Below are 24,832 nucleotides of genomic sequence, written 5' to 3' on the forward strand. Positions count from 1 at the left end.
TCGGGGAGAAAAAAGATGGATCGGCGACGGGCGCGTGGCCCGCAGCTCAGCCGGGCACGGGGGCCACCTCGGCAGGGTCGGGTTGCTGTTCGGCCGTCTGCACGCCCAGATGCCGCAGCAGCGACTGGCGGATGCGCGCGGCCTCGGCCAGCCGGGCCGTGCCTTCGCGCGGCAGCCGTACCGGCACGTCGGCAGCGATGCGGCCGGCGTCGAGCACGACCACGCGGTCGGCCAGTTCGATGGCCTCGTCCACGTCGTGGGTGACCAGCAGCACGGCCGGGCGGTGGATGGCCGACAGACGCTTGAGCAGCGCGTGCATGCGCAGCCGCGTGAGCGCATCCAGCGCGCCGAACGGCTCGTCGGCCAGCAGCAGCTGCGGCTCGCCCACGAGCGCGCGGGCCAGCGCCACGCGCTGCTGCTCGCCGCCCGAGAGCTCGTAGGGCCAGGAGCGCTCGCGCCCGGCGAGTTCCACCTCGGCCAGCGCCTGCCTGCCGCGCGCGGCGGCGTCGACGCCCGGCAGGCCGAGGACCACGTTGTCGAGCACCTGCTTCCAGGGCAGCAGCCGGGCGTCCTGGAAGGCGACCGAAATGGCGGACGGCACGTCGAGCCGGCCGCTGCCGGCGGCCTCGTGGTCCAGCCCGGCGATGGCGCGCAGCAGCGTGCTCTTGCCCGAGCCGCTGCGCCCGATCAGCGCGACGAACTCGCCCCGGGCGATATCGAGGTCAATGCCCTGGAGCACGCCTTTCTGCGTGAAGCGGCGCTCCAGGCCGCGGATGTGCACGACGGGAGCAGCGGTGGTGGTGGCGGTCATGGCGGCGCTTCCTACCTGGCCAGGGTCCGGCGCCAGGCGAGCGTGCGGCGTTCGAGCCAGCGCACGCCATAGTCCGAGGCCAGCCCGAGCAGCGCGTAGAGCACCAGGCCCACGAGCATCACGTCGGTCTGCGCATAGTTGCGCGCGAGGTTGATCATGTAGCCGATGCCGCTGGTGGCGTTGAACTCCTCGACCACGACGAGGCCGAGCCACGAGCCGATCAGCGCGAAGCGCAGGCCCAGGAAGAAGCCCGGCAGCGCGCCCGGCAGCACCACGTGGCGGATGAACTGCGGATAGGACAGCCGCAGCGTCTCGGCCAGCTCCACATAGCGGATGTCGATGCCGCGCAGCGCGTTGTGGGTGTGGATGTAGATCGGCGTGAAGGCGCCGATCGCGATGACCATCACCTTCATGTATTCGCCGATGCCGAACCAGAGGATGAAGAACGGGATCAGCGCGAGCGAGGGCACGGCGCGCTTGACCTGCACGAGGCCGTCGAACAGGTAGCCGCCCGAGAGCGTGAGGCCCGAGATCAGCGCGACGACCACGCCCGCGAGGGTGCCGAGCGCCAGGCCCTGCGCCGCGCGCCATGCCGAGACGGCCAGGTTGGCCTGCAGGCGGCCCTGCGCGATGAGGTCGATGCTGGTGGTGACCGCGATCCAGGGTGCGGGCAGGATGCGCTTGTCGATCCATCCCGTGGCCGAGCCGATGGTCCAGACGACGAGCAGCAGCGCGGGCCCGATCCACCAGCCCCAGCGCCAGCCGCTCCCCAGGCCCAGGCGGCGCGTGCGCGGCCGGCTGTCGGCCCCTGCCGGTGCCGGGGATTCGGATACGAGGGCCACGCCGGCGCCGGAAGGGTCGGAGATTGCGCGCAGGGATGGGGAGGGGCGGGAGAGTATGGCGCTCATGGGGTCTTGTGTGACAGGCTGTCGTGGCTGGCCGCGGCGACGGTGGACGCGGCGTCTTCCTGGGGGACTTTCTCGAAGCGGCGGTCGAACAGCGTGGCGGCGTCGAAGCGCTCGCGGCCGATCTGGTCCGCCATGAAGTCGATAGTCTGCTGCTGGTACGCGATCACGTCGTCCCAGTCTTTCGGGGTCTCGCCGGCGCCGCCGCCGTGCTCGATGATCCAGCGCGCGTCTTCGAGCGAGACGTGCTGGTCCTGGAGGTAATAGATCCGGTTCCATTCCTCGCGGTGTTCGCGGGTCCAGTCGGCCGCGCGCGCGTGCAACTTCACGTATTCGCGGATCGCGGCGGCCTTGGCCGGGTCTTCGAGCGTCTCGGTACGCACGTAGAGGATGCCGGCGTCGTCGCGGAAGGGTCCGTGTTCGAGGAGGCGCGCACCTTCCTTGCCGTAGTCGGCGACGTAGCGCTTGGTGGTGAGCGCGGCCCGGCCCAGCGGAGCCGCGTCGACGAGGTTGCTGGCCAGCGCGTTGTCGTAGACGCCGGCGGTGGCGGGAAGATCCACCAGCTGCACATCCCTGGTCGTGAGGCCGGCCACCTTGAGCGTGTTGAGCACGACAGCTCCCTGCGCCTGGCCGGGGCTGAAGGCGATCTTCTTGCCTTTGAGGTCGGCGAGCGTCCGGATGCCGGACCCGGGCGAGGTGCCGATCACGTAGCCGGGATATTTGAGCGGCTCGCGCTTCTGGCGCCAGGCGATGATCTTGACCGGGATGCCGACCCAGATCGCGTGGATCGGCGGGATGTTGGCCGCCGAGCCGATATCGAGCGCCCGGGCCTGGAACGCCTCCGTGACGGCCGGTCCGCCGGAGATGTTGGCCCACTCGATCTCGAACGGCAGGTTCTTGTCCCAGCCCAGGTGGTGCGCGACACGCTGCGTCGTCGGGTCTCCGACGACGAGGCGGGTACCGGGAGGGATGACGGTGGGCAGCGGCGCGTCGAGCGGCAGCCGGGCCGTGGCGTGCGCACCCGGGTCCGTGCGCCGCCCGACGATGGCCCAGCCCGCGGTGGCGAGCACGGCCAGGGTGACCAGGACGGCGGCGGCGATGCGCCGTCGTCCGGCGCGCTCAGCGGTCATGGCGGGTGTCCCGTTGGGGCTGAGCGCCGGGGATCGTCGTCGAGTATTGCATCTGGTCACGGCCTTTCGGTTTCGGGAAAAGAACATGGCAAGGGAGGTCCGGGCGCCGCATGCAGCACCCTGCCGGTTCAGCCTGTCCTTTTGCAGAGATCGTGCCGGCCGTGCCAGCCGCCACCAGGCCGGATCTGCTGCCTGCCCGGCCGCGCGCGGCCGCGTCGGCCTGTTGTGCGGCGCCGGGCCAGCGCGGCTGCTGCTGCCGCAGCAGCGGCGCGGCGGGCTGTTGGCTGGCGGGCAATGCCGGCCGGCGCATCGGTGGCGATCGCATGTGCTCATGCGGAATTCCTGCAAGCGCCCGGCGGCGGGCGGCTTGCCGCGTTGGCTGCGATCGTGCAATGCTGCGCGGCGCAAGTGTGAGAAAACAGCAGCTTGCGGCGCCGCGGTGCTGCGAGCGGGCCAGTGCGGCGGCGTTGCCGCAGGCACGGGATTCGCGTGCAGGGGGTGCCGGTGCGCGCGCCGCGCGCGCATGCACCTGCCTTTTCCTTCCCTTCCTCCCTTCCTTTCCTTTTCCTTCGTTCTATTTCCGCTCATGCAATACCGACGACTTGGCCGCAGCGGCCTGCAGGTCAGCGCGCTTTCCCTCGGCTCCTGGGTGAACTTCGGCAACCAGACCGATGAGAAAGCCGCTATCGAAATCCTCGCCGCCGCGCGCGACGGCGGCATCAACTTCCTCGACAACGCCGAGGGCTATGCCAAGGGCGAGTCCGAGCGCATCATGGGCGCGGCGCTCAAGGCGCTCGGCTGGCAGCGCGACCGCTTCGTGGTGACCACCAAGTTCTTCGGCGGCCTGGGCACCGGCCCCAACGAGGGCCGCACGCTCAACCGCAAGTACCTGCTGGGCGCCATCGACGGCTCGCTCGCGCGGCTGCAGCTCGACCACGTGGACGTGGTCTACGCCCACCGGCCCGATCCCCACACGCCGATCGAGGAAACCGTCTGGGCCTTCCACGACATCATCCACCGCGGCAAGGCGCTGTACTGGGGCACGTCGGAATGGAGCGCCGACGAGATCCGCGCGGCCTGGGACGTGGCCGAGCGCCACCACCTGCACAAGCCGGTGACCGAGCAGCCGCAGTACAACCTGCTGCACCGCCGGCGCGTGGAGCAGGAGTACGCGCGGCTTTATGGAGACATCGGCCTGGGCCTGACGGTGTGGAGTCCGCTGGCCGGCGGCCTGCTGAGCGGCAAGTACCTCGACGGCGTGCCCGAGGGCAGCCGCGCGGCCGTTTCCAGCTTCGGCGGCGGGCATCTGAAGCAGCGCATCGCCGATGCGCGCCTGCACGAGGGCGTGCGCGCGCTGGCCGGCATCGCGGCCGAACTCGGCACCACGCTGCCGAAGCTGGCGCTCGCCTGGGTGCTGCGCAACCCGCGCGTGTCCACCGCGATCACCGGCGCCACGGCAGTGGCGCAGCTGCAGGAGAACCTCGGCGCGCTCGACGTGCTGGGCCGCATCGACGATGCGCTCGTGGCGCGCATCGACGCGGCGCTGGAGGGGCTGGTGGCTTGACGGGCCGCCATGGAAGGCACGGCGCTCCGCAGCGCGCCTCGGCTGCCCTGTCCGCGGCTGATCGTCCTGACCGGCCCGCCCGGCGCGGGCAAGTCCGCGCTGGCCCTGCACCTGTCGCAGCCGCTCGGGCTGCCGCTGATGGCGCGGGACCAGTTCAAGGCCGGGTGCGTTGCGACTGCCGGGCAAGGGCACGACGGCCTGCCGCCGGACACCAACCGGCAGGTCAATGCGGTCTTCTTCTCAGTCGTGCGGGCAATGGCGCGCGCAGGCATCAGCCTGCTGGCCGAGGCCGCTTTCCAGCACCCCTTGTGGCACGAGGGGCTGGGGCCGCTGGTCGGGCTGGCCGACATTCGCTTCATCGTTTGCGAACTGCCGGCGGCCGAGCGCGAACGCCGCCTCCTGCGCCGCGCGGCATCGGACCCCGGGCATGCGCGCCTGCACGGCCGCTCTCCGATGCAGGACGCCTACGAGCGGCCGCGGTTCGGGACCGCCTGCCTGGCCGTCGACACGTCGGCCGGATACGCGCCGCCGCTCGAAACGATTCTTGCCTTCGCGGCCGGTGTCCCGCCAGGTCTGGGAACGTAGACACGCTGCCGGGCTGAAGGCGCTCGGCGTCCGGCCGATGGCTGCCGCAGCCGCTGCGCGGCATGCTGCGCGCGCAGCAGCTGCTGCCGTTGCCGCTGTGGCTGCCCCAACATTCGCATCGGCCCGCTGCGGGCCGCGCAGCATGGCAGGCGGCAGGCGCGAGGCAAGGGCGGCTGGCACGGCACCTGCAACGAGCCGCGCGGCGCGTCCATGCCGGACGGCGCCCATCCACAGGAGTACGCATCCATGAACGATCGCCTGAGCCGTGTCCATGCCTCGCCGTCCGTCGCCGTCAAGCGAGGGCTGGACTACCCCGTCATCGACACCGACGTCCATACCAACGACTACGCGCCCGCCGTCGAGGACTACATTGCCACCCATGTCGGCCCGCAGGCCGTCGATGCGCTGCGCAAGGCCGGTGAGGAGCGCCTCTCCCGCGCCGGCGTCGGCAACGGCAAGAGCTGGTACGAGCAGACGCCTGCGGAGCGCCAGCACTACCGCACGATCCGCTCGCCCTGGTGGGCGCGCGTGACGAAGAACACGCTGGACGTCGCCACCTACCACCTGCCCGAACTGCTCTCCGAGCGCCAGGAGGAGCAGGGTTCGGACTATTCGGTGCTGTTCCCCAACAACGTGCTCGCGCCGCTCGGCGTGCGCGACGCGGGCCAGCGCGCGGCCCTGCAGAAGGCGCTCAACCACTACCACGCCGACCTCTACCGCAAGTACAGCGACCGCCTCACGCCGGTGGCCGGCATTTCCCTGCATACGCCCGAGGAGGGCATCGAGCAGCTCGAATTCGCGGTCAACACGCTCGGGCTCAAGGCCATCAACATCGCCGGCAGCGTGCGCCGGCCCATTCCCGCGCTGGCCGAGAAGTTTCCGCTCGACCAACATCCCGAGCTGCGCAAGTACATTTCCTACGAGGACTTCTACGGCATCGACAGCCCCTACGACTACGACCCGTTCTGGGCCAGGGTGGTCGAGCTCGGCGTGCCGGTGCTGACCCACTACGGCAGCCAGGGCTGGACCGGGCGCAGTTCGATCTCGAACTACATGTTCAACCACATCGGCCACTTCGCCGACGGCTCGGAGGCCTTTGCCAAGGCGCTGTTCTTCGGCGGCGTGACCCGGCGCTTCCCGCAGCTGCGCGTGGGCCTGCTCGAAGGCGGCGCCGACTGGGGGGCGCGCGTGTACATCCATCTCGTGGACCGCTGGGAGAAGCGCAGCCTGGAGGGGCTGGCACACTACGACCCGGCCGCCATCGACCGCGAACTGCTGACTTCGCTGTTCGCGCGCTACGGCGCAGACCTCACGAAAGGCCGCTCGATCGAGGGCGAGGACCTGATCCGCGACACGCTGGGGCGGGGCTACACGCGCGAGGCGCGCCAGCCGCGGCCGGAGGAGCTGGAGGATTTCGGCCGCGCCGGCATCCGCGGCGTGGAGGACATCAAGCGCCAGTGGGTCGACAGCTTCTACTTCGGCTCGGAGTCGGACGACCGCACGGTGGCCCATGCGTTCAACGATCGCGCCAATCCGCTCGGCGTGAAGATCAACGCGATCTACTCGTCCGACGTCGGCCACTGGGACGTGCCCGACCTGACCGATGCGCTGGCCCACGCGCGCGAACTCGTGGACCAGGGCGTGATCTCGGAGGCCGACTTCAAGGCGTATGTGTTCGAGAACCCGTACCGGCTCTATACCGAGGCCAATCCCCGGTTCTTCGAGGGCACGGCGGTCGAAGGCAAGGTGGCGGCGGCGCGCGATTGAAGGCGGGGGGTGGATACCCCCTGGGCAGGCATGCCGTGGCGCCCTGATGAATGGCGCTACGGGCGTATACCCCAGCCTCCTTCACGGTACATGCGTGGGCTGGGCGCTTGGATATATACGTATATACAATAATCCAATGCGCTACGAATGGGACGAAGCCAAGCGAGCGGCCAATCTGGAGAAGCACGGTCTGGATTTCATGCGTGCTTATCTGGTGCTGGAGAGTGAATACGTTCGGGTGGTGGACAGCCCGCGCAATGGCGAGTTGCGCAGGCAGGCATTCGCCTACGTGTTCGATAAACTGGCGGTCCTGTCGGTGGCGTTCGTCCGGGCGAGGAAGTCTGTCGCGTTGTGAGCTTTCGCCCGGCCAAGCGCAAGGAGGCCTACTATGCCTGGCTCGAAACTGACCGTGATGACCAGCGAGGAGATGCGTGCTGCCGTCGATCGCGGCGAAGACCGCAGCGACTGGGAGCGCGTGCGCCGCGAGGCGCAGCGCGATCCGGTGGGCGCGGAACTGGACCGCAGGATCGGCGAACGCATCGCCGCCATCGAAGCGCGCAAGCGCGGCCGCCCTGTGGAGGGCGAAGCCCGGCAGGCCATCTCGCTGCGCGTGCCCGTCTCGGTGCTGGAGCAGTGGAAGGCCACCGGGCCGGGCTGGCAGACCCGCATGACCGAGGCGCTGCGCGACGCGCTGCGCACGCCGGCCTGAAGCCTCGCTGCCTGCTTGGCGCTTGCGAGAACCGGAGGAACTGCGCGAAATGGGCCGGCCGGCTCGGGAATCAGCCGCCGCCGCTCGATAGGCGGACTCCAACGCCCAGGCTGCCTATCAGCGTCTGAAACCGTTCATGTATCAGGCCGGACTCCGAGATGTAGTGGCCCTGACCCGCCATGATGTGTTCTTCGGCCGTCCCACCGAGTTCCACCACTCGCCGCACGAAGGCCCCCATCTGCGGCCAGGGATCGAGTTCTCCGGAGACGGCCAGGAACCGGACGCCCGTTTGGCCGACCTGTGGCAGGTCGCGCGCTCTGCCAGCCAGCGTGACGTTCAGGTCGGCAGCCGGCCCTCCCTGGCAAAGAAGGTCGCACACCCCGAGGCCGCCAAGGCTAAAGCCGATCAGGACAATGTTCCGATGAGTCTCCCTGAGCGTCGAGACCAGCGACTGGACGCGCAGAGGCTGCCATTCGGCATGGGCTTCGAGCTGCGGACAGACCACGGTGGCATTCGTCGCCGCTCTTGCTGCGAGCAGCGCAGCCGGCAATCCATACTTGGCAACCAGCGAGATGTCGTTGCCACGCGCTCCCACGCCGTGCAGCCATAGGATGGCGGGGCGCGAGCGATCCGATGGGCCAAACTGCAGGCATTGAAAGCCCGCGAGATGACGAGTGTGCGGGGTGCCCGACATGGTGGCTGGCGAGTCCGCTTGCCTTCAGGACGTGCCGCGGCGCGCCAGCAGCCAATCCCGCAGCGCAGGCTCGCCATAGGCCTGGTCGGCGATGAAGTGGTCGCCTTCGGGATAGACGGTGTAGCCGACCTCGTTGCCCTGTGCGCGCAGCGCCGCGACGTGGGCCTCGACGGCGGCGACGGGCAGCTTGTCGTCCTGTGCGCCGTGGAACACCTGCACCGGCAGGCCGCGCAGCGCGGCCACGTCCAGGCCCTCGGGCACGCGGCCCGAGACGGCGACCAGCCCGGCGAAGCGGCCCGGATGGCCGGCCGCGATCTTCCAGGCGCCGGCGGTGCCGAGGCTGAAGCCCGCGATCACCACGCGGTCGCGCGGCACGGCGCCGGCGTCGGCCAGCGCATCGGCGAGGCCCAGCACCGCCTCCGCATGCTCGGGCCAAGTCGCGCCTTCGGGGATCTGCGGCGCGAGCAGGTGATAAGGCAGGGGTTCGGCGGCCTCGGCCGCCAGGCGCGGCGGCGCCCAGCGCAGCAGCAGGTCCAGGTCGGCGCCGCGGTCGCGCGCGCCGTGCAGGAACAGCAGCAGCGGTGCGGCGTCGGATGCGGCGGCGGCGAACAGGTGGGGCAGGGCGCCGTTGCGGCGTTCGAGGGTGCTCATGGTCGGACTTCCTTCTTTCTTGCATGCATGGCGGACGACGGCGGGCGGTGCCGCACTTGCAGCTTCCGGGCCACCGTGCCGGCGCAGGACGGGCGGGCGTCTGGCTGCTGTGGCCGCAGCAGCCGGCCGCGGCAGCCTGGTGCACAGCCAGCAGCCCTGCGCCGCGGCGGGCCAGCCAGCGCGGCGCGCGGCAGGCAAGGGCGCTGGCACGGAGGCTGCGAGAAGGCCGGCATGAACACGACCGTCCTTGCCGCTCCTGCGGCCGCCGCCGCAACCTCTTCCATCGACCTGCGCGGCCTGCGCCACGTCGGGCTGGCGCATCCGCTGGACGAGGCGGCCGTGCAGCGCCTGCGCACTGCCTTCCCCGCGCTGCGTTTCGAGCCGGTGCCGCGGGAGGGATGGCAGTCCGCCGTGGCGCAGGCCGATGCGCTGCTGCTGGGCCGGCAGGCCGTGCCGGTGGACGCGCTGCTGGAGCACGCGCTGCGCCTGCGCTGGATCCACGGCGTGGGCGCGGGCGTGGAGCGCCTGGTCACGCCGCGGCTGCGCGCCAGCGGCGTGGTGCTGACCAACAGCCGCGGCGTGCACGCCGTGCCGATCGCCGAGCACGTGCTCGCGCTGATGCTCGCGTTCGCCCGCCAGCTGCCGGCGCTGCTGCAGTCGCAGCAGGCCGCGCGGTGGATCGACAAGCCGCTGCGCGGCACCTTCGAGCTGCAGGGCCAGACGCTGGCCGTCGTGGGCCTGGGCGAGATCGGCGGCGCGCTGGCGCGCAAGGCCGCTGCGCTCGGGCTGCGCGTGCTGGCCGTGCGCCGCCGGCCGCAGCAGGGCGGTGGCGCGCTGCCGCCCGGCGTGGAGCGGGTGGCGGGCCTCGACGGCCTCGACGCGGTGCTGGCCGAGGCCGACCACGTGGCCGTCTGCCTGCCGCTGACCGACGCCACGCGCGGGCTGTTCGACGCGGCGCGGCTGGCCCGCCTGCGCGCGGGAGCCCATCTCTACAACATCGGCCGCGGCGCGCTGGTGGACAGCGCCGCGCTGCTGGCCGCGCTGGAATCGGGCCGGCTCGGCGGCGCCGGCCTCGACGTGACCGACCCCGAGCCGCTGCCGTCGGAGTCGCCGCTGTGGCGGCACCCGCGGGTCGTCATCACCGCGCATACCTCGGCCGCCTCGCCGCGCAACGGCGCGCGGATGCTCGACATCCTGGCCGACAACCTGGGCCGCGCGGCGCGCGGAGAGCCGCTGCGCAACCAGGTGGATCTGGCGCAGGGGTACTGACCGGCGGCGCGGCGGTCAGGCGTCCGCGCTGCGCGGCGCCCGCCACTGCCAGGCCGCGAGCACCACGAACACCGGCAGCAGCACGAAGAACACGTTCTGCAGCCCGATGCGCTGCCCCAGCAGCCCGCCGAGCGCGCTGCCCGCGAGCGAGCCGAGCGGCGTCACGAGCATGTTCACGCCCGCCACCTTGCCGGTGCCGAGCCGGGCGCCGAGCCGCGCGATGCGCGTGAGCGTGACGATCTGCAACAGCCCGAGGCCCAGGCCCTGCAGCAGCACGCCGGGCCAGAGTCCCGCCGCACTCGCGGCGCCGCCCTGCGCGAGCAGCGCGAGCGCCGACAGTCCGAAGCCCGCGAGGTAGCTCGCGCGCACGCCGATGCGGCGCACCAGCGCACCGCCGAAGAAGAGCGTGAGGATGAACGCGAACCCGGTGCCCGTCACGTAGGCCGAGGCATGGGCCGCGTCGAGCCGCAGCGACTGCAGCGCGATGGCGACGATGAAGGTGCTCTGGTACATCGTCGTGGCCGACGCGCAGAAGTCGACCAGGCAGGTCTGGCGCAACTGCGCGTCGCGCGCCACCAGCGCGAGCTCGGCGGCGACCATGCGCCAGCCGGGCCGCCGCGCCGCCTGAGCGCGCGACCGCGCATAGCGCGCGAAGACGCTCGGCGAGACCAGCACCGTGAGCGCGAAGCTCGCGGCCAGCGCGAACCAGGTGCCCGCGTAGCCGAGCGCGGCGATCAGCGAGACGGCCAGCGCCGGCCCGATGAGGAACATGCCGCTCATGTGCGTGCCGCGGTACCAGCCGGCCTTGCCTTCGCCGAGCGTGCGGATCTGCTCGAAGAACACCGTGTTGAGCGAGACGAAGCGCAGCGGCATGAAGAAGCTGATCGCCGTCACGCAGCCGAGCAGGAAGGCGGTGGAATGCACGGCCGGCACCAGCGCATAGGTGAGCCCCGCGAGCGTGCTGCCGAGCACGAACAGCCGCGCCGGTCCGTAGTGGTCCACGAGGAAGCCCACCGGCACGCTCATCGCGAGCGTGCCGATCATCTGGCCGCTGGCGATCAGCCCGAGCTGCCCGGCGCTGGCGCCGAGCTCGAGCGCGTAGAGCGACACGGTGATCTTGGCCACGCCCACGCTCGTGCCCATGATCGAGGCGAGCACGGCGAAGACGAGCAGGAAGCGGTTGTCGCGCAGCCAGGCGCGGGCGGATTCGGTCATGGAAAAGGCTTTACGTTGATGTCGATGCCGCAGTGGCCTCCGGCTGCGACGGCGACCGCGGACCGCCGGCGGGGAGCCGCGGTTCAGTTTCGGACGGAGCGGCAGGAATCGTCATGGCGAGGAGGGGGCTGCTGTCTCCAGCAACTGCTGCACCAGCGCATGCTTGCCGCGCGTATAGGCTTTGCGGTCGTCCGCATGGTCCGCGGCCAGCGCCTGCTTGAGTGTCTGGTAGCGCGCGCGTGCTGTGGCATCGGTTCGGAGGCGGTCGCGCAGCCGCAGGTAGTCCTGCCAGTGCGGGCTGCCCGTTTCGAGCAAATGGATGCAGTGCGTGCGGCCGGCGGCGCCGGTTCTTTCGAGAAAGTGGCCGATCTGCGCGGAGCGCCAGCCGAGGTCGCGGTAGCCCAGGCCGACCAGCGGCCCGATGGTTCCGGCCAGGGCGGCGGGGTTGCGGACCGCCACCGCGATGTCGATGACGGGTTTGGCCGCGAGGTGCGGCACGGCCGTGCTGCCGACGTGCTGGATGTCCAGCGCCGCGGTGCCGAGCGCTGCGGCGATGCGATCGCGTTCCCGCTGGAACAGCGCCGCCCATCCGGGATCGTGGGACTCCAGACGGGCCGAGCCGGCGGGCACACCCAGCGCGGCTGCCGGCCAGGCGAAGGCCATGCGCGGCCGCGCGCCTGGGACGGTGGCCGGTGCGTCCTGTGGGGCCTGCGCCGGCAGCGCCGCGCGCCAGAACGCGACGGCCGCAGGCTGGTCGCCGAAGGTTTCCACCTGCCAGCGCTGCGAATGGCGCTGCCGCAGCGCGACGACCGCGCGCCGGCCGACCCCGCCACGCCGGGCGGCCGGCGCGATGTAGAACTCGGCGACCTCCACCACCATGGCCGCCGCATCGAGCTCGCGCAGCAGCGCGAAGCCGGCCACGTGGCCGGATTCGTCTTCGATCAGGTAGGCGTGGCGGCCCGGTTCGCGGCCATAGTGGTCGAGCCACGGATAGGCCGGCGGGCTGCCGAGCTCGGCCAGGCAGTCCGCCAGCAGCGGCGCGATGGCGGCACGGCCGGCCGCATCGGCGGCCGGCCGCAGGCCCAGGGCAGCGCAGGCGCGGGAGCCGCTCACCCGATCACGTCGAAAAGCTCGCCCTCGAGCGGCTGCGAGCGGAAGCCGTCCGGCCCCTGGGGCAGCTCCCCGGCCACGGTAATGCGGCGCACCACGCGCGGCAGGTCGAAATGGGCATAGTCGATCGGGCCGGCATGGGCCACGGCCTGGTTGTCCCAGAGCACCAGCGCATGCGGCGTCCAGTGGAAGCGCACCTGGTACTCGGGCCGCGTGATCTCGTTGACCAGGATGTCGAGGATGCCCTGGCTCTCGGGCTGCTTCAGGCCGACGATGTGGCTCGTGGTGCCGGGGTTGACGAACAGGATCTTCTCGCCGGTCTCGGGATGCACGCGCACGAGCGGGTGCAGCGAGACGAAGGGCCCGGCCTTGCGGCCGTCGCGCCGGACCTTCCCGCCGCCCGCGCTGTCGTAGCCGCCGGTGCGGTGCACGGCCTTGAGCGGGTCGATCAGCTGCTTGATAGGTTCCGACAGGCCCTGGTAGGCCAGCGCCAGGTTCGAGAACAGCGTGTCGCCGCCATAGGCCGGTATGTCGACGCCGCGCAGGATCGAGTAGCGGTTGGGGTTGGCGACGAAGGTGATGTCGATGTGCCAGCCCTTGTAGTCGCGCGGCGGCTGGGCGCTCGGTATCCGGAGGTCGGGCCGGCGGGCCTTGTAGTCGGCGGCCTTGCGCTCCCAGATCTCGGGGTGGGCCTCGAGCCCTTCGGCGATCGGATGGGCTGGCGTGAGCGGGCCGAACGCGCGGCCGAAGGCCAGCTGCTGCTCGTCGGTGAGCGGCTGGTCCCGGAAGAACAGCACACGCCACTGGTGGACGGCGGTGGTGAGGGCAGCGACCTGCGCTGCGGACAGCGGCTGGCGCAGGTCGATGTTGCCGACCTCGGCGCCGATGACCGGCGTCAGGGGGCGGATGTGCAGGCTGGTGTCGTCGGCGACGGCAAGGGACATGGGGCATCTCGCGGTTCGTGATGGAGCCGCAGGATGCGCAACCTCCATGCCATCCGGCCGCCGCAGGAGGGCCGCGCCGGCAGTGGCCCGCAGCCACCACCGGGCCGCGCCGCGCTGCCCGCGCGGCAACAGCCGCGGCTCAGCGCTGCATGGCCGCCAGCAGTCCGCCGGCGCCGATGAGGAAGCCGCTCGCGCGGTTGAGGTTGCGCACCGGACGGGCGCTGCGGACCCGGCGGCGGATCTGCCGCCCGCCGGTGGCGTAGACGGCCGGCGACACGATTGCGCGGCCAGGTGGCGCCGCCGAGCACCACGAACCAGGCGATTCGCCGGCATCGACGCGCGGCGGGAACACTGCGGCGAACAGCATGACCGCCTTGGGATGGCCACGGCCGGCGGGAGAGGCGGGCTGCCATTGCAGGCAGGCGAAATGCGAGGGGTATGGGCTCGAAGTGGTCGGACCGCAGTCGCTCGGCGCCTTTTGGCGGGGGCGTATATCGTGGCCCGTGACTCACGGCGCTGCGCGGCACCCGCATCGCTTGAAACCGGTGCGGCCAACGGCGCCGCTTCATGTCAGCGCAGCACCAGCACCGGGATGTGCGAATGCGTCAGCACATGCTGCGTCTCGCTGCCCAGCAGCAGGCGCTTGACGCCCTTGCGCCCGTGCGAGGCCATGACGATCAGGTTGGCCTTGTGCTTCTTGGCCGCGGCGATCAGCGCGCCGGCGACGTCGTCGGACTTGACGACGACGGCCTTGGCGCGCAGGCCCTGGGCCTGGGCTGCCGTCTTGACCTTGTCGACCACGGCCTGGGCCGCCTCGGTCCACTCGCGCTCGACGCGAGCGAGTTCGTCGGGCGGCAGCACGATGGCGCCTTCGAAGTAGCTCTGCGGATAGCGCTGCACGACCTTGACGACGATCACCTCGCTGCCCGCGAGCGCGGCCAGGGCGATGCCGTGCTGCACGGCCGCCTTCGACAGCGCGGTGCCGTCGGTGGCGATGAGGATGCGTTCGTAGAGAGACATTGTCGGCTCCTGTGAATGGATGGGCAGGCCGGAGACTACGCCTGTACCGCCCGTCTGTCTTGACCTGGGTCAACGCGGCGCGCGCCGCATCGGCCTAGCCTTGCGGCATGCTCGATGCTCCTGCGCCCGCTGCGGCTTCTCCCTTCGCGACTCCGGGCGACCTGCCGCTGCACCTGCTGGACGATCCCCAGGAATGGCCGGCCTTCGGCCGCGCCAGCCCGGCGGACGGCGAAGGCGCCTGGGATTCGCAGGTGGTGCTCGGCGGCATGTACTGCGCGGCCTGCGCGCTCGCCATCGAGGAGGCGCTGCTGGCCGTGCCCGGCGTGCTGCGCGCCGAGGTCAGCGCGGCCACGCACCGCGCGCGCGTGGTCTGGCAGAGCGCGGCCGTGCGCCCCTCGCAGTGGATCGCGGCCGTGGACCGCGCCGGCTACCGCGCGCTGCCGGCCGCCGATGCCTTCGCCCGCGACCGGCGCCGGCGCGAAGGCCGCCGCGCGCTCTGGCGCTGGCTGGTGGCAGCTTTCTGCATGATGCAGGTGATGATGTACGCGTGGCCGGCCTACGTCGCCCGGCCGGGCGACCTCGCGCCCGATGCCGAGCAACTGCTGCGCTGGGCCGCGTGGGTGCTGTCGCTGCCGGTGATGTTCTTCTCGTGCGGGCCGTTCTTCGCGAGCGCGCTGCGCGACGTGGCCCGGCGGCGCGTGAGCATGGACCTGCCGGTGGTCATCGGCATCGCCATTACCTTCGTGGTCAGCATGGCCGGCACTTTCGATCCGGGCGGGCCGCTGGGCCGCGAGGTGTACTACGACTCGCCGACCATGTTCGTCTTCTTCCTGCTCACCGGCCGCTGGCTGGAGATGCGGCTGCGCGGCCGCACCGCCGGCGCGCTGGAGGCGCTGATGAACCGCCTGCCCGACAGCGTGGAGCGGCGCACGGCGGCCGGCGCATTCGAGCGCGTGGCCGTGCGGCGCATCGCGGCGGGCGACGTGGTGCGCGTGCGGCCGGGCGAGGCCTTCCCGGGCGACGGCACGGTGATCGAGGGCGACACCTTCGCCGACGAGGCGCTGCTCACCGGCGAGTCCGCGGCCGTGGCGCGGCCCGCGGGCAGCGGCGTGATCGCCGGCAGCTTCAACCTGCAGTCTCCCGTGCTGGTGCGGGTGGAACGCACGGGCGGGGGCACGCGCTTCGCGCAGATCGTCGCGCTGATGGAGAACGCCTCGCTGCAGAAGCCGCGGCTGGCCCGGCGGGCCGACCGGGCCGCGCGGCCCTTCCTGCTGGCGGTGCTGGCGGCCAGCGCGCTGGCGGCCCTGTGGTGGTGGCCGCAGGACCGCGGCCATGCGCTGATGGTGGCCGTGGCGGTGCTGATCGTGACCTGCCCGTGCGCGCTGTCGCTGGCGACCCCGGCGGCCATGCTGGCCGCCGCCGGCGCGCTGGCGCGCCGCGGCGTGCTGGTGCGCAACCTGCAGGCGCTGGAAGTCCTGGCCGCGGCCGATACCGTCGTCTTCGACAAGACCGGCACGCTCACGCGCGACGGCCTGGCGCTGGCCGGCGTGCGCACGGCCGCGGGCTGCACCGCTGACCAGGCGCGCGCGCTCGCGGCGACGCTCGCGCGCCATTCGCTGCATCCGGCGTCGCGGGCGCTGTGCGAGGGGTATGACTCTGAAACGATTGCTGCAAGCACGGTAGAAGAGGTCATGGTAGGGGGTATGAAAGGCGTCGTGGTGCAGGACGGCTGCACGCGCCGGCTTCGCATGGGTTCGGCCGCGTTCTGCGGCATCGATCCGACCCTGGCCGATGGCGCAGGCCCGCAGGTCCATCTGGTCGACGATGCCAAGGGCTGGCTCGCCGCCTTCATGCTGGCCGAGGACGTGCGCGAAGACGCGCGCGATGCCGTGGCCGCCCTGCATGCCGCGGGCCTGCAGGTGCAGTTGCTGTCGGGCGACCGGAGCGCGGGCGCAGCCCGCGTGGCGGCCCAGGTCGGCATCGGCCATGCGCGCGGGAACTGCACGCCGCAGGACAAGCTCGCTGCCCTGCGCGCGGCGCAGGCCGCCGGCAGGCACGTGGTCATGGTGGGCGACGGCCTGAACGACGGCCCGGTGCTGGCCGGCGCGCACGTGTCGTTCGCCTTCGGCCGCGCGGTGCCGCTGGCGCAGGCCCAGGCTGACTTCGTGGTGCTCTCGTCCGGCCTCGCGGTCGTGCCGCAGGCCGTGCTGCTGGCCCGGCGCACCATGGCCGTGGTGCGGCAGAACCTGGCCTGGGCCGCCGGCTACAACGCGCTGTGCGTGCCGCTGGCGATGGCCGGCTGGATGCCGGCCTGGCTCGCCGGCCTGGGCATGGCGGCAAGCTCGCTGCTGGTCATCGCCAATTCCGCACGGCTGGCGCGTGCGCTGCCTGCCTCGCCCCTTCCCCCGCTGGGGGAAGGTCGGCATGGGGGCACGTCCCCGCTTCCCGCATGCCCTCTCCCCAGCCCTCCCCCAGCGGGGAAGGGTGCCGCCTCGGCGGCGTAACGGAAGCGCGACCCATGGACATCCTCTTCCTGCTCATCCCGCTGTCGGTGGTGCTCGTGCTGCTGATCCTCGCCGGCCTCTGGTGGGCGATCGACCGCGGCCAGTTCGAAGGCGTGGAACACGAGGGCGAACGCATCCTTCTCGACGACGATTGACGTGCGTCAACGCGCCCGGATGAGCGGCGCAGGACACTGGCCGGGCAACTCGTAAGGTGCCCCATGGAATCAACCAACAACCCGCCCGCGCGCTACAACGACACCGTCGTGCGGCAGTTCTCCATCATGGCCGTGGTATGGGGGGTGGTCGGCATGCTGGTCGGCGTTTTCATCGCCGCCCAGCTTGCCTGGCCCGAACTCAACTTCGGCATCCCCTGGCTCAGCTACGGCCGACTGCGGCCCCTGCACACCAACGCGGTGATCTTCGCGTTCGGCGGCTGCGCGCTGTTCGCCACCAGCTACTACGTGGTGCAGCGCACCGGCCAGGTCAAGCTGTTCGCGCCCCGGCTCGCGTCGTTCACCTTCTGGGGCTGGCAGCTCGTGATCGTGGCCGCGGCGATCAGCCTGCCGCTGGGCTACACCACCGGCAAGGAATACGCCGAGCTGGAGTGGCCGATCGACATCCTCATCACGCTGGTGTGGGTCTCGTATGCCATCGTGTTCTTCGGCACGGTCGGCATCCGCAAGGTCCGCCACATCTACGTGGCCAACTGGTTCTTCGGCGCCTTCATCATTGCCGTGGCCCTGCTGCACGTGGTCAACAGCGCCGAGGTGCCCGCGGGCTGGATGAAGAGCTACTCGGCCTACGCCGGCGTGCAGGACGCGATGGTGCAGTGGTGGTACGGCCACAACGCCGTGGGCTTCTTCCTCACCGCGGGCTTCCTCGGGATGATGTACTACTTCATCCCCAAGCAGGCCGGCCGCCCGGTCTACAGCTACCGGCTGTCCATCGTCCACTTCTGGGCGCTGATCTTCACCTACATGTGGGCCGGCCCCCACCACCTGCACTACACGGCGCTGCCGGACTGGACGCAGTCGGTCGGCATGGTGTTCTCGCTGATCCTGCTGGCCCCGAGCTGGGGCGGGATGATCAACGGCGTGATGACGCTCTCGGGCGCCTGGCACAAGCTGCGCGACGACCCGGTGCTGCGCTTTTTGATCGTGTCGCTGTCGTTCTACGGCATGGCCACGTTCGAGGGTCCGATGATGTCCATCAAGACCGTCAACGCCCTGAGCCACTACACCGACTGGACCATCGGCCACGTGCACGCCGGCGCGCTCGGCTGGGTCGGCCTGATCTCGATGGGCTCGATCTACTTCCTGGTGCCGCGCCTGTTCGGCCGCGAAAAGATGTATTCGGTGCCGGCCATCGAGCTGCACTTCTGGACCGCCACCGTCGGCATCGTCCTCTACATCGCCGCGATGTGGATCGCCGGCGTGATGCAGGGCCTGATGTGGCGCGCGGTCAACCCCGACGGCACGCTCACCTACACCTTCGTCGAAGGCGTCAAGGCCACCTATCCGTTCTACGTGATCCGCGTGGTCGGCGGCCTGCTGTACCTGGGCGGCATGCTGGTCATGGCCTGGAACGTCTGGATGACCGCCATCTCGGGCCGCTCGGTCAACGCAGCGATCCCGTCACCCCAACCGGCGCACGCCTGATCGGACGAGGAGGCCCATCGCCATGTCTGCCAACAATACCCACGACCACGCCGTCCCGGCCTTCAGCCACGAGAAGGTCGAGACCAGCAACTTTTTGATGATCGTGCTGATCCTGCTCGTGGTCGCCTTCGGCGGCCTGGTGGAGATCGTGCCGCTGTTCTTCCAGAAGTCCACCACCGAGCCGGTGCAGGGCATCGAGCCCTACAACGCCCTGCAGCTGGCCGGCCGCGACGTGTACCTGCGCGAGGGCTGCTACAACTGCCATTCGCAGATGATCCGCCCGTTCCGCGCCGAGACACTGCGCTACGGCCACTACTCGGTGGCCGGCGAATTCGTCTACGACCACCCGTTCCAGTGGGGCAGCAAGCGCACCGGCCCCGACCTGCACCGCGTAGGCGGCAAATACAGCGACGAGTGGCACCGCATCCACCTGAACAATCCGCGCGACGTGGTGCCCGAGTCGAACATGCCGGCCTACACCTGGCTGGAGAAGACGCCGGTCGACGCCGCCGGACTCGCGCCGCGCATGAAGGCGCTGCGCACCGTGGGCGTGCCCTATACCGATGCGCAGATCGAGGCCGCGGCGGACGACGTGAAGGGCAAGAGCGAGATGGATGCCGTCGTCGCCTACCTGCAATCCCTGGGCCGCGCCCTGAAGTAGGCAAGGAGCCTTGTCATGGACATCACCACCGCCCGCATCGTCGCCACGCTGGTCTGCTTCGCCTTCTTCCTCGGCATCGTCGGCTGGACCTTCGCCCGCCGGAACAAGGCCCGCTTCGACGAGGCCGCGCGCCTGCCGTTCGAGCAGCAGGAATAGGCCCGAGCGGCCTCGACAAGAAGAACCCGGGAGCATCCCCATGAGCGACTTCACTCACCATTTCTGGTCGGTCTATGTGGCCGGCATCACCGTCGCCGGCATCCTGGCCTGCCTGCTGCTGCTGTGGATCACGGCGCGCAAGAAGGTCAACGCCGCGGTCGACAACACCACGGGCCACGTCTGGGACGAGGACCTGACCGAGCTGAACAACCCGCTGTCGCGCTGGTGGGCGGGGCTGTTCGTCATCACCCTCGTCTTCGGCGCGGGCTACCTGATCGCCTACCCCGGGCTCGGCGCCTTCAGCGGCAAGCTCGGCTGGACCGAGGTCGGCGAATACCAGAAGGAGGTCGAGGCGGCCAACCGCGAGCTGGAGCCGCTGTATGCGCGCTTCGCCAGCGCCAAGGTCGAGGACATCGCGGCCGACCCGCAGGCGCGGGCCATCGGCGAGCGCCTCTTCCTCAATAACTGCGCGCAGTGCCACGGCTCCGACGCGCGCGGCAGCAAGGGATTCCCGAACCTGGCCGACGGCGACTGGCTGCACGGCGGCGCGCCCGAGAACATCCTGGAGACCATCACCAAGGGCCGCATCGGCACCATGCCGCCGATGGCCGCGGCCGTGGGCTCGCCGGAGGACGTGAAGAACCTCGCGCACTACGTGCTGAGCCTCTCGGGCAGCCCGCACGACTCGCTGCGCGCCTCGCTCGGCAAGAGCCACTTCACCGCCTGCGCCGCCTGCCACGGCCCGGCGGGCAAGGGCAACCCGCTGGTCGGCGCGCCCAACCTGACCGACGACGTCTGGCTGCACGGCTGGGGCGGGGCCGCGATCGTCGCCATGATCAACAACGGCAAGACCAACCAGATGCCGGCGCAGGAGGGCAAGCTCTCGCCCGCGCAGATCAACGTGCTGGCCGCCTACGTCTGGGGCCTGTCGAACCAGCCCGCGGCCGCGGCGAAGTAAGCAGCAGTGCAAGGAGGAGGGCGCCGCACGGCGCCCTCCGGGAAAGCCATGAAGCCATCCCGCAGGACCATTCCGATCGCCGCCGCCCCGCAGGGCGCGGCCGACACGCAGGCCGAGATCGTCTCGCTCTACGAGGCGCAGAAGAAGATCCACCCCCGCTCCATCTCCGGGCGCTTCGCGCACTGGCGCTGGGCCATGGTCTGGATCACCCAGCTGGTCTTCTACGGCCTGCCGTGGCTGCAATGGGGGCAGCGCCAGATGGTGCTGTTCGACCTGGATGCGCGGCGCTTCTACCTGTTCGGCCTCGTCCTGTATCCGCAGGACTTCATCTACCTGACCGGCCTGCTCGTCATCTCGGCCCTGGCGCTGTTCCTCTTCACCGCCATGGCCGGGCGGCTGTGGTGCGGCTTCGCCTGCCCGCAGACGGTCTACACCGAGATCTTCCTCTGGGTCGAGCACCGCATCGAGGGCGACCGCTCGGCCCGCCTGCGGCTCGACGCCGCGCCGATGACGCTGGAGAAGTTCTGGAAGAAGGCGGCCAAGCACACCGTCTGGATCGCCGTGGCGCTGTGGACCGGCTTCACCTTCGTCGGCTACTTCGTGCCGATCCGCGAACTGGGCCTGGAGACGCTGCACGGCCAGGCCGGCGGCTGGTCGCTGTTCTGGGTGCTGTTCTATGCCTTCGCCACCTGGGGCAACGCCGGCTTCATGCGCGAGCAGGTCTGCAAGTACATGTGCCCGTATGCGCGCTTCCAGAGCGCGATGTTCGACCGCGACACGCTGGTCGTGAGCTACGACGAGGCCCGCGGCGAGCGGCGCGGCCCGCGCAGCAAGAAGATCGACCCGAAGGCTGCCGGCCTGGGCGACTGCATCGACTGCACGCTGTGCGTGCAGGTCTGCCCCACGGGCATCGACATCCGCAACGGCCTGCAGTACGAATGCATCGGCTGCGGCCTCTGCGTGGACGCCTGCAACAGCGTGATGGACAAGATGCAGTACCCGCGCGGGCTGATTCGCTATTCCACGCAGAACGGCGTGGCCAACGGCTGAAGCCAGTCGCAGATCCTGCGCCGCGTGCTGCGCCCGCGCGTGCTGATCTATGCCGCAGTGCTCGCCGCGCTCAGCATCGGCCTGCTGACGAGCATCGCGCTGCGCACGCCGCTGAAGGTGGACGTGGTACGCGACCGCGCCGCGCTCTCGCGCATCGTGGCCGGCGGCAGGCTGGAGAACGTCTACCGCCTCCAGATCATGAACGCCACCGAGCGGCCGCAGCACTACCGCATCCGCGCCCACGGGCTCGACGGGCTCGCGGTCGTCTCCGAGGACGGCTTCGAGGTCGGCCCGGCCGAGGCGCGCTGGGTGCCGGTGCGCCTGCAGATCCCCTACGGCTCGGCCGAACCGGGCTCGCACACCGTGTACTTCGACATCGAGGCGGCCGAATCCGCGGCGCGGGTTTCGGAGAAGTCCGCCTTCCTCGTCCCTCGCTGAAACTCATCTCCCAAGGAGCAACGCCATGTCTTCCCCCCCCCTGCCGCCAACCTTCCCGCTCCCGCCCCCTGGTGGCGCCACGGCCATGTCTGGCTGGTGATCGCCGGCCCGGCCGTCGTCGTCGTCGCCGGCTTCACCACGCTGTGGCTGGCCGTGCGCACGCCCGATCCGGTCATCGCCGAGGACTACTACCGCCGCGGCATCGAGATCAACCGCACGCTGTCGGCGCAGGAGCAGCGCGGCCTGGCGCCGGCGATGCAGGGCCGCAACCATGCGATGACGCCCGCGAAGGATCTGCCCGCACACTAGTGCACGGCAGGCGCCCCACGACACGACAACGACAGGAGACACGCCCATGTGGACCCAACGATGGATGTGGATCGCCTGGCCGGCGTTCCTGATGGCCGGCGTGCTGGAGATGCTGGTCTTCGCGCTGGTCGATCCGCACGAACTGCACTGGTCCGGCCGGCCGCTGGCGCTGTCGCGCGAGGGCATCTACACCGTGGCCTTCTTCGCCTTCTGGGCGATCGCGATGGTTTCGAGCGCGCTGACCACGCTGCTGTCGCTCTCGCCGTTCGAGGTCAACCGCTGTCCGGTGCCGCCCGGCGAGCGGCCCGACGACTGCCGGCGGAATGACTGCGGAAGGGGGAGTATAGGCCTGTAGCGTCCGGTGCAAGCATGCTATAGAGCATTGACTGGGGGAGTATGTGCGGCTGGAACGGCCGCCCGGGGCAGTGGCAGACCTGGGGGTTCACGATGCGCCTGAGCGCCGCCGTATCGACGATGCGCACATGCCGCTGCTTGACCTCGACGATGCCCTCGTCGACGAACTTGGAGAAGGTGCGGCTCACCGTCTCCAGCTTCAGGCCCAGGTAGCTGCCGATCTCCTCGCGCGTCATGCGCAGGATCAGCTCGGACTGCGAGAAGCCGCGCGCATGCAGCCGCTGCACCAGGTTGAGCAGGAAGGCGGCGAGGCGCTCCTCGGCGCGCATGCTGCCCAGCAGCAGCATCACGCCGTGCTCGCGCACGATCTCGCGGCTCATGATCTTGTGCATGTGGCGCTGCAGCGCGTTGACCTCGCGCGACAGTTCCTCGATGCGGTCGAAGGGCATGACGCAGACCTCGGCGTCTTCCAGCGCCACGGCGTCGCAGGTATGGTGGTCGCCCACGATGCCGTCCAGGCCGATGATCTCGCCGGCCATCTGGAAGCCGGTGACCTGGTCGCGGCCGTCTTCCGTCGCGATGCAGGGCTTGAAGAAGCCGGTACGGATGGCGTACAGCGCCGTGAACTTCTCGCCGTTGTGGAACAGCAAGCCGCCGCGCTTGACCTTGCGCCGGGTGGCGACCACCTCGTCGATGCGCTCCAGCTCGTCGTTGTTCAGCCCCAGGGGCATGCACAGCTCGCGCAGGTTGCAGTTGGAGCAGGCGACCTTGATCGCCGGGATCGAGACCCTGCGGCCGGCGGCTGCAGCTGCGGCATCGGCGGTGGGCTGGCTGGTCGAGTGGTCCATGACGTTGCTCAAGGTTGGCTGTGATATTGCTCAAATTGTCGCGCGGGCGGCATGCAGCGCACTTGACCTGGATCAAGAGGCGCCGGGGCGATGCGGCGCACAGTGCCAGCCATGCCCAATCCATCCCCCTCGATGAACGCGGTTTCGCCCGATCTGCTGCGCCGGTTCGACGTGTCGGGCCCGCGCTACACATCCTACCCAACGGCCGACCGTTTCGTCGAAGCCTTCGGCCCCGAGGAATACGCCCATGCGCTGGCCCAGCGGGGCTCGCGGGCGGCGGCCCATGCGCTGCCGCCGTCACTCTACGTGCACATCCCGTTCTGCGAGGCCCTCTGCTACTACTGCGCCTGCAACAAGATCATCACCAGGCACCCGGAGCGCGCCGACACCTACCTGCGGTATCTCAGCCGCGAGATCGACCTGCACACCGCCCGCTGCGGCACCGGCCAGCCGGCCAGCCAGCTGCACCTGGGGGGAGGAACGCCCACCTTCCTGAGCGACCAGGCCCTGGGCGAGCTCATGACCATGCTGCGTCGCAGCTTCACGCTGCAGCCGGACGGCGAATACTCGATCGAGGTCGATCCGCGCACCGTCGACGCCGAGCGCCTGGCCTTCCTGCGCGCGCTCGGCTTCAACCGCCTGTCCTTCGGCGTGCAGGACTTCGACCCGGCGGTGCAGAAGGCGGTGCACCGCGTGCAGCCGGCCGAGCAGGTCTTCGCGCTCGTGGCCAAGGCGCGCGAGCTGGGCTTCCAGTCGGTCAACGTCGACCTGATCTACGGCCTGCCGCGGCAGACGCCCGAGTCCTTCGCCCGCACCCTGGCCCAGGTGACCGAGCTGCGGCCCGACCGCATCGCGCTCTACGCCTATGCCCACCTGCCGGACCGCTTCAAGCCGCAGCGCCGCATCGTCGCGGCCGAGCTGCCGGCGGCCGCGGCCAAGGTGACGATGCTGTCGCAGTCGCTCTCGGCCTTCCTCGCGGCCGGCTACGTCTACGTCGGCATGGACCACTTCGCGCTGCCCGGCGATGCGCTGGCCATTGCCAAGCGCCAGGGCCGGCTGCACCGCAACTTCCAGGGCTACAGCACCCAGCCGGACTGCGACCTGATTGCGCTCGGCGTCTCGGCCATCGGCCGCGTGGGCCCGACCTACAGCCAGAACGCCAAGACGCTCGACGAGTACTACGACCTGATCGACCGCGGCCACCTGCCGGTGGTGCGCGGCCTGGCGCTGACGCGCGACGATCTGGTGCGCCGGGCGGTGATCATGGCCGTCATGTGCCAGGGCCGGGTGATCTTCGAGTCGATCGATCTGGCCTGGCTCATCGATTCGCGCAGCTACTTCGCCGTTGAGATCGAAACGCTGCGCGGACTCGCCGGCCAGGGCCTGGTCGAGGTGGACGACACCGGCATCGAGGTCACGCCGATGGGCTGGTTCTTCGTGCGCGCCGTGGCGATGGTGTTCGACCGCTACCTGCAGGCCGACCGCAACCGGGCGCGCTTCTCCAGGATCATCTAGGGCGGCC

Annotated in this window: 25 protein-coding genes and 2 pseudogenes; 16 read left to right on the forward strand and 11 right to left on the reverse strand. The window is 70.6% G+C overall.

Annotated features, from left to right (window positions below; translation table 11 throughout):
- Window positions 1-46: 46 nt before the first annotated feature.
- The 3 genes from GAK38_RS04710 to GAK38_RS04720 form a co-directional block, all read right to left on the reverse strand.
- On the reverse strand, window positions 47-811 hold the full coding sequence (locus GAK38_RS04710; protein WP_325341860.1) for an ABC transporter ATP-binding protein: 765 nt from the start codon (window positions 809-811) through the stop codon (window positions 47-49).
- 11 nt (window positions 812-822) lie between these two features.
- Window positions 823-1,653: an ABC transporter permease gene (locus GAK38_RS04715; RefSeq protein ID WP_325341862.1), complete on the reverse strand. Its 831-nt coding sequence runs from the start codon at window positions 1,651-1,653 to the stop codon at window positions 823-825.
- A gap of 62 nt (window positions 1,654-1,715) precedes the next feature.
- Window positions 1,716-2,846: an ABC transporter substrate-binding protein gene (locus GAK38_RS04720; protein ID WP_325341864.1), complete on the reverse strand. Its 1,131-nt coding sequence runs from the start codon at window positions 2,844-2,846 to the stop codon at window positions 1,716-1,718.
- 586 nt (window positions 2,847-3,432) lie between these two features.
- On the opposite strand from GAK38_RS04720, the gene GAK38_RS04725 reads away from it, so the two are divergent.
- From GAK38_RS04725 to GAK38_RS04745, 5 genes are all read left to right on the forward strand, one after another.
- Window positions 3,433-4,410, forward strand: a complete 978-nt coding sequence (locus GAK38_RS04725; protein ID WP_325341866.1) for an aldo/keto reductase — start codon at window positions 3,433-3,435, stop codon at window positions 4,408-4,410.
- Window positions 4,411-4,419: 9 nt separating this feature from the next.
- On the forward strand, window positions 4,420-4,995 hold the full coding sequence (locus GAK38_RS04730) for an AAA family ATPase (protein WP_325341868.1): 576 nt from the start codon (window positions 4,420-4,422) through the stop codon (window positions 4,993-4,995).
- A 246-nt stretch (window positions 4,996-5,241) separates the two neighbouring features.
- On the forward strand, window positions 5,242-6,762 hold the full coding sequence (locus tag GAK38_RS04735) for an amidohydrolase family protein (protein WP_325341869.1): 1,521 nt from the start codon (window positions 5,242-5,244) through the stop codon (window positions 6,760-6,762).
- Window positions 6,763-6,898: 136 nt separating this feature from the next.
- Window positions 6,899-7,117, forward strand: a complete 219-nt coding sequence (locus tag GAK38_RS04740) for a BrnT family toxin (RefSeq protein ID WP_325341871.1) — start codon at window positions 6,899-6,901, stop codon at window positions 7,115-7,117.
- A gap of 33 nt (window positions 7,118-7,150) precedes the next feature.
- Window positions 7,151-7,471, forward strand: coding sequence for a BrnA antitoxin family protein (locus GAK38_RS04745; protein WP_325341872.1), 321 nt, complete (start codon window positions 7,151-7,153; stop codon window positions 7,469-7,471).
- A 70-nt stretch (window positions 7,472-7,541) separates the two neighbouring features.
- Here GAK38_RS04745 and GAK38_RS04750 read toward each other — a convergent pair whose 3' ends face one another.
- Together GAK38_RS04750 and GAK38_RS04755 are read right to left on the reverse strand one after the other, a co-directional pair.
- Complete coding sequence (locus GAK38_RS04750; protein ID WP_325341874.1) at window positions 7,542-8,165, reverse strand: hypothetical protein; 624 nt, start codon at window positions 8,163-8,165, stop codon at window positions 7,542-7,544.
- Between the two features lie 24 nt (window positions 8,166-8,189).
- A complete protein-coding gene (locus tag GAK38_RS04755) occupies window positions 8,190-8,816 on the reverse strand; it encodes a dienelactone hydrolase family protein (protein ID WP_325341876.1) in 627 nt (208 codons plus the stop codon).
- Window positions 8,817-9,047: 231 nt separating this feature from the next.
- On the opposite strand from GAK38_RS04755, the gene GAK38_RS04760 reads away from it, so the two are divergent.
- The gene (locus GAK38_RS04760; RefSeq protein WP_325341878.1) at window positions 9,048-10,085 is read left to right on the forward strand and encodes a D-2-hydroxyacid dehydrogenase; all 1,038 of its coding nucleotides are present in this window, start codon (window positions 9,048-9,050) and stop codon (window positions 10,083-10,085) included.
- 15 nt (window positions 10,086-10,100) lie between these two features.
- Here the strand turns inward: GAK38_RS04760 and GAK38_RS04765 are convergent, their stop codons facing one another.
- The 5 genes from GAK38_RS04765 to GAK38_RS04785 form a co-directional block, all read right to left on the reverse strand.
- Window positions 10,101-11,300 (reverse strand): MFS transporter, encoded by a 1,200-nt coding sequence (locus GAK38_RS04765; protein ID WP_325341879.1) that lies wholly within the window; start codon window positions 11,298-11,300, stop codon window positions 10,101-10,103.
- A gap of 111 nt (window positions 11,301-11,411) precedes the next feature.
- Complete coding sequence (locus tag GAK38_RS04770) at window positions 11,412-12,413, reverse strand: GNAT family N-acetyltransferase (RefSeq protein WP_325341880.1); 1,002 nt, start codon at window positions 12,411-12,413, stop codon at window positions 11,412-11,414.
- Window positions 12,410-13,354, reverse strand: a complete 945-nt coding sequence (locus GAK38_RS04775; RefSeq protein WP_325341881.1) for a TauD/TfdA dioxygenase family protein — start codon at window positions 13,352-13,354, stop codon at window positions 12,410-12,412. Before GAK38_RS04775 ends, GAK38_RS04770 begins: the two co-directional genes overlap by 4 nt.
- Before the next feature lie 139 nt (window positions 13,355-13,493).
- Window positions 13,494-13,721 (reverse strand): hypothetical protein, encoded by a 228-nt coding sequence (locus tag GAK38_RS04780; RefSeq protein WP_325341882.1) that lies wholly within the window; start codon window positions 13,719-13,721, stop codon window positions 13,494-13,496.
- A gap of 203 nt (window positions 13,722-13,924) precedes the next feature.
- Window positions 13,925-14,374, reverse strand: coding sequence for a universal stress protein (locus GAK38_RS04785; protein WP_325341884.1), 450 nt, complete (start codon window positions 14,372-14,374; stop codon window positions 13,925-13,927).
- Window positions 14,375-14,481: 107 nt separating this feature from the next.
- On the opposite strand from GAK38_RS04785, the gene GAK38_RS04790 reads away from it, so the two are divergent.
- From GAK38_RS04790 to GAK38_RS04830, 9 genes and pseudogenes are all read left to right on the forward strand, one after another.
- Window positions 14,482-16,878, forward strand: coding sequence for a heavy metal translocating P-type ATPase (locus GAK38_RS04790; protein WP_325341885.1), 2,397 nt, complete (start codon window positions 14,482-14,484; stop codon window positions 16,876-16,878).
- Between the two features lie 14 nt (window positions 16,879-16,892).
- A complete protein-coding gene (gene ccoS, locus GAK38_RS04795) occupies window positions 16,893-17,033 on the forward strand; it encodes a cbb3-type cytochrome oxidase assembly protein CcoS (RefSeq protein ID WP_325341887.1) in 141 nt (46 codons plus the stop codon).
- A 63-nt stretch (window positions 17,034-17,096) separates the two neighbouring features.
- On the forward strand, window positions 17,097-18,536 hold the full coding sequence (gene ccoN, locus GAK38_RS04800; RefSeq protein ID WP_325341888.1) for a cytochrome-c oxidase, cbb3-type subunit I: 1,440 nt from the start codon (window positions 17,097-17,099) through the stop codon (window positions 18,534-18,536).
- Between the two features lie 22 nt (window positions 18,537-18,558).
- Entirely contained in the window at window positions 18,559-19,197 is a 639-nt protein-coding gene (ccoO, locus tag GAK38_RS04805) for a cytochrome-c oxidase, cbb3-type subunit II (protein ID WP_325341890.1), read from the forward strand.
- A gap of 15 nt (window positions 19,198-19,212) precedes the next feature.
- Window positions 19,213-19,353 (forward strand): cbb3-type cytochrome oxidase subunit 3, encoded by a 141-nt coding sequence (locus GAK38_RS04810; protein WP_325341892.1) that lies wholly within the window; start codon window positions 19,213-19,215, stop codon window positions 19,351-19,353.
- Window positions 19,354-19,393: 40 nt separating this feature from the next.
- A complete protein-coding gene (gene ccoP / locus GAK38_RS04815; RefSeq protein ID WP_325341894.1) occupies window positions 19,394-20,311 on the forward strand; it encodes a cytochrome-c oxidase, cbb3-type subunit III in 918 nt (305 codons plus the stop codon).
- 48 nt (window positions 20,312-20,359) lie between these two features.
- Window positions 20,360-21,799: pseudogene (ccoG, locus tag GAK38_RS04820) on the forward strand (cytochrome c oxidase accessory protein CcoG).
- A 93-nt stretch (window positions 21,800-21,892) separates the two neighbouring features.
- Complete coding sequence (locus GAK38_RS04825; RefSeq protein WP_325341968.1) at window positions 21,893-22,108, forward strand: FixH family protein; 216 nt, start codon at window positions 21,893-21,895, stop codon at window positions 22,106-22,108.
- A 46-nt stretch (window positions 22,109-22,154) separates the two neighbouring features.
- Window positions 22,155-22,463, forward strand: coding sequence for a hypothetical protein (locus GAK38_RS04830; RefSeq protein ID WP_325341896.1), 309 nt, complete (start codon window positions 22,155-22,157; stop codon window positions 22,461-22,463).
- Window positions 22,464-22,533: 70 nt separating this feature from the next.
- Here the strand turns inward: GAK38_RS04830 and fnr are convergent.
- A pseudogene (fnr, locus tag GAK38_RS04835) lies at window positions 22,534-23,310 on the reverse strand (fumarate/nitrate reduction transcriptional regulator Fnr); the annotation flags it as partial.
- 132 nt (window positions 23,311-23,442) lie between these two features.
- Here fnr and hemN point away from each other — a divergent pair.
- The gene (gene hemN, locus GAK38_RS04840; protein ID WP_325341969.1) at window positions 23,443-24,825 is read left to right on the forward strand and encodes an oxygen-independent coproporphyrinogen III oxidase; all 1,383 of its coding nucleotides are present in this window, start codon (window positions 23,443-23,445) and stop codon (window positions 24,823-24,825) included.
- Window positions 24,826-24,832: the final 7 nt, after the last annotated feature.

The organism is Xylophilus sp. (assembly GCA_009914555.1).
In the GTDB taxonomy this organism is placed as follows: Bacteria; Pseudomonadota; Gammaproteobacteria; order Burkholderiales; family Burkholderiaceae_C; genus WNDY01.